Consider the following 11,451-nt stretch of genomic DNA (forward strand, 5'->3'; position numbering starts at 1 on the left):
AAAATTTATTGATTTTCTTCTTCTCCCTCCTCTTTTTTAACAATTTTCTGAACCGTGTAACGGTCGTTTAGGGAAACAGCACATAAAAGTAAATAAAAAACAGTTCCTAGTTCTATTCCGTGTCTTGTAATAAAAGTAGTATCTACTATTCCGAAAGATTTCAAAACAGCAAGCAAAATTCCGATAGCAAACAGATACGAACCCGAAACCACAAAACGAGAAAACGCATATCCTCTAGCACGAGTAATAACAGCAGTATAAAGTATCAAAACAGCACCAAAAACGGCATTTGCTACTACAATTTGAGTAAGAAGATTATAATAACCAATAAAAACTATACTTGCTATAATCCCTGCGATAAGAGAAGAAAGCTGCATCAGTTTTTGTATAACTGGAGCGTGTTTTTTGGTAAGTAAAAAAAGCTGGGTAAAATTGAGTGCCGAAACGGTAAAAACACCCACACTAAAAGGCAGAGCTTCGTTTCCCCACTCGGGGGCAGTTGCCCACAAATATTGAAACGCATAGCCATTCATCACAGACAAAAACAAAGCAGACGACAAGACAAGCATCGCATAATAAAGGTAAGCACGCATTTTCAAAAGTCCTCCTATCAAAAAGCCATATGCTGCCAAGACCATAAAAACACCAAACAGACCACCAAAAATAAGTTGTTCGCTCAATATTTCTTCAAACAGACTGCTCTCGTTCCAAAGTTTTACAGAAACTTGCAAACTTCCCTTTGTCTTGATACGAAAGTAATAAGAAACACTATCTTTTGTAACAGGAACTTTAAAAATAAGATTGTGATAATTGATATCTCTTTGATGAAAAGGCAGAGCATCGCCACTATGTTTGACCTGCCAAATATTTGATGTTGTATCTTTATAAAAAAGTGAAACACTGTCTAGTAACGGATATTCAAGCTCTAAATAAAAAGTTTTATGCTCTACATACGGAGGAATTTTTATTCTTATCCATTTTTCTTGTTGCTCATATCCTAAATTCAAATAAGAAGATTTGATAGGAACAAAATTTTCGTTCTTCTGCTTCTCTACTTCATAAATATTGGCAACACTCACATTTTTTAGAAGCTCTAACTCAACTTGCTCTCCTCTATCTGAAAAATAAAACACTTCATTTTGCTGTGCAAATAAAACACTTGAATCTCCCATAAAAAACAGGAAAAACAGCAGCAAAACAAACAGCAAAAATTTATTTTCAGACTTTTGCACGGGGAGGGAAAGGGATTATTTGTGTGTAGGATTTTTTTCTATCAAAATGATTTGTCTGCACAACATACAAAAACATTAGACTTACTAAAAACGTGTTTTTTTCTCACAAAACAAAACGTATCTTACAAATTCTTATCAAAGAATATACTTCAAAATAAAAAAAACAGCTTTATCATCTTACTTTATGTTAGAAAAAACTCAAGGTATTGTTTTATGCTTTACAAGGTATAGTGAAACTTCCATTATTTGCCGAATATTTACTAAAAAATTCGGTCTCAATTCCTATGTCATCAATGGAGTGCGAAAAAAAAGTAAAACGAGTCCAAAAAAAATGGCTCTTTACCAGCCTCTTACCATCTTAGATATGGTTATTTACTACAAAGAAGGAAAAGGATTATTACGCATTTCGGATGCTTCTATCGAACACCCGTTTAAAAGTCTGCCCTTTGAACCAAAAAAATCTAGTATTGCTCTTTTTCTGACAGAAATTCTTAGAAAAGCCCTGCAAGAAGAAGGACAAAGTGAAGAATTATTTATTTTTCTAAAAGAAAGCGTTATTTTCTTAGATGATGTGGAAGAAGAATACGAAAATTTTCATATTCAGTTTTTATTAAAACTTATTCCCTTTTTAGGATTTGGTATTGAATCGGCAGAGGATTTTTTTGAGTTAGAAATGCCACAGTTTGAAGTCAATAAAATGACTACAGATTATGTAAATGCACTTATGAAATTAGAATACAGCGATTATTTACCTATGAATGGAAAAATGCGCCGAATGTTTTTGTATTGGATTTTAGCTTTTTACAGAAACCATTTAGAAGATTTTGGATATATTCGTTCACTAACTGTTTTGAAAGAAATTTTTGAAGAAGAATAGTTTCAGTTAGCAGTAACCAGTAATACAGTTATCAGTTAATTTCATTTGGATTTTGTTTGTCCATTCTAGTCCAACAATTAGTTTTACTGGGTTTTCAATTAGTTTCGCTGATTACTTCGTAATTAACTTCGTTGAATATCCATTTCGTAATTTTTAATTCGTAATTGACTTTATGACCCTTATAAAAAAGAAAAAAATAATCTATCCTGTCAGTGAGCCACTGCGTAAATTTTTGATAGAATACAAAAAAGAAATTGATATTCCAGTCTCCTACTCCGACCTCAAACGCTATAACAGTTCTATAAACCTGTACGATAAGAGAGGAGACGATACACTTTGGCTAACCGTTTTTTACGCTGCCGAAGACATGAGAGAAATTTATGACGGTTTGAAGAAAATATACGCTATGCTCAAAGCTGATGGCGACCTTTCTGTTATGGAACATCTGTATATTGATAGAGTAGATTTGTGTTCGTATGGCAATACACAGCCGTTTCGTGTCAGAATTGTAAATCAAATCAATGATAATTTTGATTATTTTTATATCAAACAAGCAGATGCATCTCGTGTCTATGGACTAGAATTAGAAGATATGATTTCGCCTAATAGAATCAATTACCTCGTTCACGAACAAACTCTAATTGAAGAACATATTGCAGGAATACCAGGCTATCAATTTATTAATGATCACTTGAATGCCCCAGAACTCAACAAAATCCGTTTGGCAAAAGAGTTTGTAAAGTTTAACGAACGTTGTTTTGTTCGCTTGCTTGGTGATATGCACTCCAATAATTTTGTAATTGATATTACACCAGATTTTGAGGAGGTGCATTATCGTATTCGTGCCATAGACTTTGACCAGCAATCTTTTGAAGGGCGTAGAGTGGTTTATATGCCACAATATTTTAAAGAAAACAATCCGATTATCAAGTTAGGAATTGATATGATGACTCCAGAGACGGTTCAGCAATATCAAAAAGAAGAGCGTTCGCTTATGGCGCAGCGTGTAAAGGCCTCCTTGCGTTCTGTGAAAGATTTACTAAAAGCTATGCGAAAAGAACCTATTGCACCAAAAAGCAATGTGGTTAGTCTTAGGGAAGAACTAGCAAGTTTTTATAAAGATGACAGGTTTTTGAAGGCAAGAAACATGGGAAGTATTTTGCAAGCTAGTTTGGAAATGCTTTTTTAATGAAAATTGTAGTTCATCCTTTAGAATGAGAGATAAACAAGCAAATAAAAAAACAAATGTATGTCTTTATTACGAATTATTCTAACGTTTCTGTTCTCAGTTATTTCCAATCTTCTACTAGCCAATGGAGGACCTATTGATGTTAGTAGGTTCAAAAAAACTGGAAATATTCGCCTTCTACAAAATGCTGATATTGAGCTTCTAAAAGAAGATTTATCTATCAAAATCGTAAATGACACCACTTTTATTGAGGTACATTATTTCTTGAAAAATAATGGAGAATCACAGCAAGTGCATTATGGTTTTCCTGTTGATTTGTATGCGAGAGGAGACGATTATGGAGTTCCTTTTGAAGTAGTACCCTATTACGACTTTAAAAAATATGTCAAATATTTTGAACCTTATCTGAGTGGAGAAAAAAAGGAAATTATATTTTGGAAGAACGAAAAATTATATACTTCAAATGTTTATAGTGGGGTAAGTCCGTACAGAGAAGAAACACTAAAAGATGTTCCTGTTGATAGATTGTGGTATGCCCTACAATTAGATTTTGAGAAGGATAGCACACAAGAACTAACTATAAAATACGCTGTTCGAAATAGAAAAGTAGGAGGAGCTGGAGGCGACATGGGATTTGTTCCTTCTACCACTAAACGCTATTTTGTGTATGATTTATTTCCATCAAGTAGCTGGTCAGATGGAATAGTAAAAGATTTTTCTCTAAAACTTGACCTATCCGAACTCAAAAATTATAACTGCGAATATGAAATAGAAGGATTAGAAAATCTCAAAGAAGAAAAAAACGGAATATATAGTTTTGAGCAATCAAATTTTGACTTAAAAAAACGCTCCTATATCAGCGTAAACTACGACAACACAAGACGTTTTGTAGCTTGGTATTGGAAAAGTCATTATGGTTTAGCTGGGATAGATTCAGTTGTTTCTTCTGCTCCCAATGCAAACTATTTAATAGATGGCGACCCAAACACTGTTTGGAAAGGTAAGGAAGGAGACTGGATAAAGATTTTTACAAAAAAGTGTTTTGAAATATCTTCAGTAGGGCGAAGACGCTATATTCTTCCTAGAGGTGTCGTTTTTCTGAATGGAGACTATTCTTCCAAAGAAGCCTTTGATGAGAGTGGAAAGGTAGCTTCAATGTATATGAAAGCTAATAATGCACAAATCAAAGAACCCAATAAATTACTCAAAAATGATACACTATACATTCATCAGCGATTACTTCCTTTGCCAAAATCAGATTATTTTTTAGAAAGTAATGACGTTTATGAAGTTCTGCAAAGCCCTACAAGATATAGTTTTTCTTATCTTGGAATGTATAGCAAATCACTTGCTTTCGAATACGATACTTTCTTTAAAGTCATAGAGATTCGTTTAGTTAAATCTACTGACTCAAATGGAGAAATATCTATCTCTGATTTGTATGTTTTAGGAGAAAGAAGGTATAAACATTAAATGGGTTAGTAAAAATAGATACATACAACAACTTCCTATTTCTTTGTTTGACTTTAAATAGATAGAGGGCAAAATTAGAGATATACACAGTTTTTGTAACGTTTCCAATCAGAAATTTATTTTTCTATTTTCTATTGTTCGGTATTATTACCTACTTTTGTACTCTAGTTTTATCAAAAACAAACAAAATTTAGTCTAGTCATTTTTGGTCTCTCCACCAATAACAATAAATAAACAATTTAATAAAATTGCGTACAGAAATAAATACACTTGGCGAATTCGGACTCATCGAACGCATTGCTTCCAATTTTCCATTGCAAAAAAATACATCTAAAAAAGGAATTAATGATGATGCTGCTGTCATTGAAGTAGAAAAAGACAAACAACTTGTCGTTTCGACAGATATGCTCATTGAAGGAATTCACTTTGATTTGTCTTATACTCCTTTGAAGCATTTGGGCTATAAAGCCGTTTCAGTAAATATATCAGATATTGCTGCAATGAATGCTATTCCTCATCAGATTACAGTAAGTCTTGGACTGAGTAATCGCTTTTCAGTAGAGGCAGTAGATGAGTTTTATGAAGGTGTAAAGTATGCTTGTGAAGATTACGGAATTGATTTGATAGGTGGCGATACAACAAGTTCTCCAAAAGGATTGATTATTTCCATTACAGCACTAGGACAAGCCAAACCAGAAAATATTGTTTATCGCAATACAGCTCAAAAAGGAGATGTTTTGTGTGTTACAGGCGATTTGGGAGCAGCTTTTGTCGGTTTACAGATTTTAGAAAGAGAAAAACGAGTTTTTATAGATGCTCCAGAAGCTCAACCCAAATTAGATAACGTAGAACACGTAGTGGGAAGACAACTCAAGCCAAAAGCTCGTATGGATGTTATTTATGAACTAGCAGAAAAAGGAATTATTCCAACTTCTATGATGGATATTTCTGATGGATTGGCATCTGAAATTCATCATATTTGTCGTCAGTCAAAAGTAGGAGCAAGAGTTTATGAAAAGAATATTCCTATTTTTGAAGAAACAGCTGTAACAGCAGCAGAAGAACTAAAACTTAGTCCTCTGACTTGTGCTTTAAACGGTGGCGAAGACTATGAACTTCTCTTTACTGTAAAACAAGATGACCTACAAAAATTAGAACAAATTACTGATATTCATCTCATTGGCTATATTCAAGAAGCTGAAAAAGGAGTACAAGTAGCTATGAACTCGGAGCAGTTGATGGATATAAAAGCGCAAGGCTGGAATCATTTTTAAATCAATGATTATATTCTGTCAAAGGCAAGCCGTTTGACCTACATCTTCAATCCAAAAATCTAAACTCTTAATTCTCAATTCTAAAATTAAATACTTATGTCTGTTGCTAATTCTTCTTCTGCAAAGCGTATCACTACACACTCACTACAAGAAATGAAAAATAGAGGTGAAAAAATCTCTATGCTTACTGCTTATGATTTCTCAATGGCTCAAATTTTTGATGCGGCCAATATTGATGTTCTTTTAGTAGGCGATTCGGCTTCCAATGTGATGGCAGGACACGAAACTACACTTCCTATTACGCTTGACCAAATGATTTACCACGCTTCTAGTGTCGTTCGTGGTGTTGGGCGTGCTTTAGTGGTGGTTGATATTCCTTTTGGCTCATATCAAGGAAACTCTCGTCAAGCTCTTGATTCGGCAGTGCGTATTATGAAAGAATCTGGCGCACACGCTGTCAAAATGGAAGGTGGAGAAGAAATCAAAGAATCTATTATTCGTGTTCTTTCAGCTGGCGTTCCAGTGATGGGACACTTAGGACTTACACCACAATCTATTTACAAATTTGGAACTTATACTGTTCGTGCAAAAGAAGAAACAGAAGCAGCAAAACTTATAGAAGATGCCAAAATCTTGCAAGAATGTGGTTGTTTTGCCATCGTTTTAGAGAAAATTCCTTCAAAACTAGCCGAAAAAGTAGCTAAAGCCATTGATATTCCAGTTATTGGTATTGGTGCAGGTGCAGGAGTGGACGGACAAGTTTTGGTTTCTCACGACCTTCTAGGCATCACAAAAGAATTTAATCCTCGTTTCTTGCGCCGTTATGCTGATTTGAACGACATTATGCAAAAAGCTGTGGAAGAGTACATTAAAGATGTAAAAAGTAAAGATTTTCCTTCGAAAGATGAGAGTTACTAGGCTTTGAAAACTGATTGAAATACTATAAATTAAGCGTCTGACTGATAAGATACTCATATTATTGGTCAGACTTTTTTTGTACATTTATATTACTGTGTAAAAGCAATTTTAAGATACGTTAGAAAAATGAAACGATTAAATCGTAAAAAACTCCTAAAAATCACAGGAATTTTCTTTCTTTTACTTGCCATTTTAGCAATTTGGCAGCGTGAACTTATTGCGTATGGACTTTTACAACTTGGTGGACAGTTAGAAGTAATCAATAAGGCTCGCAGTTTTGAAGAACTAAAAAAAGATACCACCTTCCCAGATTCTTTAAAGGCAAAAATTAAAATTATTGAAGAAGCTCGGCAGTTTGGAATGGAAAAATTGGGAATGAAATTTTCTCAAAACTACACCAAAATTTACGACCAAAAAGGCAAAGATATTTTATGGAATGTTTCGGCTGCTTACCCTTACAAATTAGAAGCCTATCAATGGAAGTTTCCAATAGTGGGAAAATTCTCCTATAAAGGATATTTTGATTTAGAGAAAGCAAAAAAAGAAAGAGATAGATTGAAAAATGAAGGAGAAAACGGCATTTTGTTTGATACAAATATTCGTTCAGTTTCGGCTTGGTCGACACTTGGTTGGTTTGAAGATGTTTTGCTTTCCAACAACTTGGATAGAGAGGAAGGCGATTTGGTAGAACTTATCTTGCACGAACTTACTCACGCTACACTTTACGTAAAGGACAGCGTAGAATTTAATGAAAACTTAGCTAATTTTGTAGGAGAAGAGGGTGCAAAACTATTTTTAGAAAAAAAATATGGTAAAGATTCAGAGGAGCTAAAGGATTATATTTTTTCTCTACAAGACTACCAGAAATATAAAAACTTTATGCTTTCGGCTGCTAACTCTTTGGATAAACTTTATCAAAACGCTTCTGATAATAGTTTTCCACCTATGAGAAAGGAAGAGGCAAAACAAAATCATTTTAACCTAATCAAATCAAAAATCGATACAGTTTCATTTTCTAATCCCAACTGGGCAAAGCGTTTTCAAGAGCGAGAACTTAATAACACCAATTTTATGAGTGTGAGAAGATATAATGCTAGTCAGGATATACTAAAAACTATTTTCAAAGAACAATTTGACAGCGATTTAAAAGCATTTTTAACCTATTTTTCTGAAAAATATCCGTCTTTATAACCAACAAAGAATTTATGAAAGTAGATTTTAAAATTAGAAAAAAACAGTAGCTCAAACCCTTTAACAGAAAATTAATCATTTATCACTAACCATTCATCATTAAAAAAAAATGGCATTTTTAAGAGTAGAACATATCGGCATCGCCATCAAAAGTTTAGAAAAATCTAATGAACTTTTTGAAAAATTATTTGGCAAAGCACACTACAAAGTAGAAAAAGTAGAAAGAGAAGGAGTAAGTACTTCATTTTTTCAGTTGGGAGAAACCAAAATTGAGCTTTTGGAAGCCACCACAGAAGAAAGTGCGATTTCAAAATTTATAGAAAAAAAAGGAGAAGGAATCCACCATATCGCCTATGAAGTAGATAATATTTATGAGGAAATGGAAAGGCTGAAAGAAGAAGGCTTTACACTTTTGAGCGACGAACCCAAAACAGGAGCAGACAATAAGCTAATTTGTTTTCTACATCCAAAATCAACCAACGGCGTTTTGGTAGAGCTTTGTCAAGAAAGAACGAAGTAGAACAAATTTTGCAGTTCGGCAATTGTAAAATTAATATAGACTTTTTCTTAAAAGTTTTATACAAAACTATCCTAAAACAATTTTTCATCTTCCACACATGTTAAATTCCGATTCTGTACTTTCTGCCAATGAGCGTGTAATAGCTGCTATTATAGCAGTTATTATTCATATCTTTTTTGGAATTTTTCTATTTTTCCCCATTTGGGAACGTCCTATTCCAGCTCCCGAACCTGCTGGCATAACGATGATAAGTTTTGGAAATGTAACAACTGTAACTGAAATCCCTGCACCCAACGAAAGTGAGTTTAAGCCTTCTATTACTGAAAATGATAGTGAAGTAGAGACTGAAGAAGTCATAACAGAAACTATAGAAGAAGTGAAGGAAGTGGTTACGCCAAAGGTTGAAACGCAAGAGCCTAATATTGAAACGACCAAAAATGATAATAAAGTAAGTGTTACAGAAACAAAGGAAAATAAAAAAACAGAAAAAAAAGTAGATACTCCTACAAAAAAAGAGGAACAAAAACCCAAAGAAGAGAAAAAAATAGTAGAAGAAACAAAACAAGAGAAAGAATCTTCTAAACCAGAAACTACTACTAATAAAAATTCAGAAAGCAACAACACTACTAACTCTAATGAAAAAGGAGAAAAGCAAACAAAAGACAAGCAAGGAAATTCAGATGACCCAGCAGATAAAGGCAAAGTAGGTGTTGAAGGAGGTGCAGAAGTAGAAATTTCAGGTTGGAGATGGATAACAAAGCCAAAACCTAATGATGTTCTGAACGAACAAGGAACGATTGCTTTCAGTATTACTATAGATAAAGATGGTAATGTAACACAAGCATCTCTCAAAAGTAAAAGTAGTACGATTGGTATCTCAACATATTCTGCTTATAAAGCAGCCATCTTAAAAACAAAATTTGAACGCACCGTTTCCACCCCTATCACAGGACCAAGCTTTGGAACAATTACTTTTTACATCAAGGTAGGCAATTAGTCGTCTTTTTTTTACAGAACTACAAACAAGCACACAAGCAAAATCAGGTGTGCTTATTTTTTTGAATAAAAATCAATTAACACTTGTTTTTTACACCAAAAAAACACAATTTACAGTAATAATTAACAAACAGACCTAAAAAACACACCTTATTTTCATAAAAATCATTTTTTAATTGAAAATCAGATAAAAAAACACACCCTATCAATTTAACTTTATAATTTTCAAAAAAACTAAGAAATGACTTCGATTATCAAAAAAGTGAGCTTTTCGGTTTTGCTTGTTTTACTTCCACTGTTTGCCTCTGCCCAAGATATTGAAAAAGGTTCAACACTCAATACAGGAGACACAGCTTGGGTATTGATTGCAACAGCTCTTGTAATGCTTATGACTCCTGCTGGCTTGGCTCTATTTTATGGAGGCTTGTCTCACAGCAAAAATACCCTCAATACTGTCGGAATGAGTTATGTTTCCTTCTGTGTAGCTTCTGTAGCTTGGGTAGTTGTGGGTTATTCTCTTGCTTTTAGTGAGGGAAATGCGTTTATAGGGTCTTTGAATAATTTGTTTTTAGGAAATGTTGGCATCGAAGAAATTGCAGCAGATACTTCTATTCCCAAATTATTATTTGTCGTCTTTCAAGGTACATTTGCAGCCATTGCCGTTGCTATCGTGAGTGGTTCGGTAGTAGAAAGAGTAAAATTCTCATTTTGGTTAGTATTTTCTTTTTTATGGGTTTTGTTAGTGTACAGTCCTATCACACACTGGGTATGGGGAGGAGGTTTTCTTAGCAATAGTGGAGAGTTAGACTTTGCAGGAGGAACAGTCATTCATATAAATGCTGGTGTCGCAGGGCTTGTTTTGGCTCTTTTATTAGGAAAACGAAAAGATTTCGGAAAAGCAACTGAAATGCCGATTTCTCTTACACTAACTGTTGTGGGTTCGGCTCTTTTATGGTTTGGTTGGTTTGGATTTAATGCAGGTAGTGCTTTGAGTGCTAACGGAACAGCAGCCAATGCCCTTTTGGTTACAAACGTAGCAGCAAGTATTGGAGGACTTTCTTGGATAGCCATAGAAGCATTCAATAAGAAAAAACCTAGTCTTTTGGGAGTTGCCTCTGGAGCTGTTTCTGGTTTGGTAGGCATTACGCCTGCTTGTGGTTATGTAAATGTTGGGGGCGCACTTATGATTGGATTAATTTCTGGTATTATTGGTTATTATGGTGTTGTAAAATTAAAACATTTACTTAACTATGACGATACATTAGATGCTTTTGGAATCCACGGTTTAGTAGGAATTTGGGGTTCTATTGCGACAGGTATTTTTGCCAATCCTTCTATCAATACAGGTTCGATAGGTGCTTTGTATGGAAATATGCAGCAAATTGGTGTTCAGCTTTTAGCTGTTTTGATGGTTATTGCCTATTCTGCGATTGCCACAACAGTCGTTTATTTTGTAAGTTCATTTGTTACAAAAGGAGCTAGAGTAGATGAAACGATGGAAGCTACTGGTTTAGACGAAGCCTATCATGGAGAACGAGGGTTTAATATTCAATAGAGTTAGTATTTTGGCATAAAACAACATCCAATTTTGTTAGGCAAAAGACATGACTTTTCATTACAGAGGACAATAAGGAAAAATATTTTTAAAAAAATTAATAGCTTGAAAATCAGACTTTCAAGCTATTTTTTTGCCTTAAAATGAAAATCAATGTTTTTTATTTTTCTCATAGGGTAAACGCATGAAAGATTTATGCAAAGACGACTTGTTCTAAATAGTCTTG

General features: G+C 34.0%; 10 protein-coding genes. 9 read left to right on the top strand and 1 reads right to left on the bottom strand.

Annotated elements, in window-relative coordinates:
• Positions 1-5: 5 nt before the first annotated feature.
• The gene (locus tag QZ659_RS15450) at positions 6-1,172 is read right to left on the bottom strand and encodes a 7TM diverse intracellular signaling domain-containing protein (RefSeq protein ID WP_291727069.1); all 1,167 of its coding nucleotides are present in this window, start codon (positions 1,170-1,172) and stop codon (positions 6-8) included.
• 244 nt (positions 1,173-1,416) lie between these two features.
• On the opposite strand from QZ659_RS15450, the gene recO reads away from it, so the two are divergent.
• The 9 genes from recO to QZ659_RS15495 all read left to right on the top strand — a co-directional run bounded on the left by recO (position 1,417) and on the right by QZ659_RS15495 (position 11,225).
• A complete protein-coding gene (gene recO, locus QZ659_RS15455) occupies positions 1,417-2,109 on the top strand; it encodes a DNA repair protein RecO (RefSeq protein ID WP_291727070.1) in 693 nt (230 codons plus the stop codon).
• A gap of 172 nt (positions 2,110-2,281) precedes the next feature.
• Positions 2,282-3,298, top strand: coding sequence for a hypothetical protein (locus QZ659_RS15460; RefSeq protein ID WP_291727073.1), 1,017 nt, complete (start codon positions 2,282-2,284; stop codon positions 3,296-3,298).
• A 60-nt stretch (positions 3,299-3,358) separates the two neighbouring features.
• Complete coding sequence (locus tag QZ659_RS15465) at positions 3,359-4,771, top strand: hypothetical protein (RefSeq protein WP_291727075.1); 1,413 nt, start codon at positions 3,359-3,361, stop codon at positions 4,769-4,771.
• A 248-nt stretch (positions 4,772-5,019) separates the two neighbouring features.
• Positions 5,020-6,045: a thiamine-phosphate kinase gene (gene thiL, locus QZ659_RS15470; RefSeq protein ID WP_291727077.1), complete on the top strand. Its 1,026-nt coding sequence runs from the start codon at positions 5,020-5,022 to the stop codon at positions 6,043-6,045.
• 96 nt (positions 6,046-6,141) lie between these two features.
• On the top strand, positions 6,142-6,963 hold the full coding sequence (gene panB, locus QZ659_RS15475; protein WP_291727078.1) for a 3-methyl-2-oxobutanoate hydroxymethyltransferase: 822 nt from the start codon (positions 6,142-6,144) through the stop codon (positions 6,961-6,963).
• A gap of 126 nt (positions 6,964-7,089) precedes the next feature.
• Positions 7,090-8,154, top strand: coding sequence for an aminopeptidase (locus tag QZ659_RS15480; protein ID WP_291727080.1), 1,065 nt, complete (start codon positions 7,090-7,092; stop codon positions 8,152-8,154).
• Between the two features lie 109 nt (positions 8,155-8,263).
• Positions 8,264-8,674, top strand: coding sequence for a methylmalonyl-CoA epimerase (gene mce / locus QZ659_RS15485; protein ID WP_291727082.1), 411 nt, complete (start codon positions 8,264-8,266; stop codon positions 8,672-8,674).
• Between the two features lie 97 nt (positions 8,675-8,771).
• Positions 8,772-9,671: a hypothetical protein gene (locus QZ659_RS15490; RefSeq protein ID WP_291727084.1), complete on the top strand. Its 900-nt coding sequence runs from the start codon at positions 8,772-8,774 to the stop codon at positions 9,669-9,671.
• A gap of 240 nt (positions 9,672-9,911) precedes the next feature.
• On the top strand, positions 9,912-11,225 hold the full coding sequence (locus tag QZ659_RS15495) for an ammonium transporter (protein WP_291727085.1): 1,314 nt from the start codon (positions 9,912-9,914) through the stop codon (positions 11,223-11,225).
• Positions 11,226-11,451 lie beyond the last annotated feature (226 nt).

The sequence above is a fragment of the Bernardetia sp. genome, from assembly GCF_020630935.1.
Lineage (GTDB): Bacteria > Bacteroidota > Bacteroidia > Cytophagales > Bernardetiaceae > Bernardetia.

Excerpts from the sequence above, each read along its gene's own strand:
- QZ659_RS15450 (WP_291727069.1), bottom strand. The coding sequence starts at position 1,172 with ATGGGAGATTCAAGTGTTTTATTTGCACAGCAAAATGAAGTGTTTTAT.
- panB (WP_291727078.1), top strand. The coding sequence starts at position 6,142 with ATGTCTGTTGCTAATTCTTCTTCTGCAAAGCGTATCACTACACACTCA.
- recO (WP_291727070.1), top strand. The coding sequence starts at position 1,417 with ATGTTAGAAAAAACTCAAGGTATTGTTTTATGCTTTACAAGGTATAGT.
- mce (WP_291727082.1), top strand. The coding sequence starts at position 8,264 with ATGGCATTTTTAAGAGTAGAACATATCGGCATCGCCATCAAAAGTTTA.
- QZ659_RS15465 (WP_291727075.1), top strand. The coding sequence starts at position 3,359 with ATGTCTTTATTACGAATTATTCTAACGTTTCTGTTCTCAGTTATTTCC.
- QZ659_RS15480 (WP_291727080.1), top strand. The coding sequence starts at position 7,090 with ATGAAACGATTAAATCGTAAAAAACTCCTAAAAATCACAGGAATTTTC.
- QZ659_RS15495 (WP_291727085.1), top strand. The coding sequence starts at position 9,912 with ATGACTTCGATTATCAAAAAAGTGAGCTTTTCGGTTTTGCTTGTTTTA.
- QZ659_RS15460 (WP_291727073.1), top strand. The coding sequence starts at position 2,282 with ATGACCCTTATAAAAAAGAAAAAAATAATCTATCCTGTCAGTGAGCCA.
- QZ659_RS15490 (WP_291727084.1), top strand. The coding sequence starts at position 8,772 with ATGTTAAATTCCGATTCTGTACTTTCTGCCAATGAGCGTGTAATAGCT.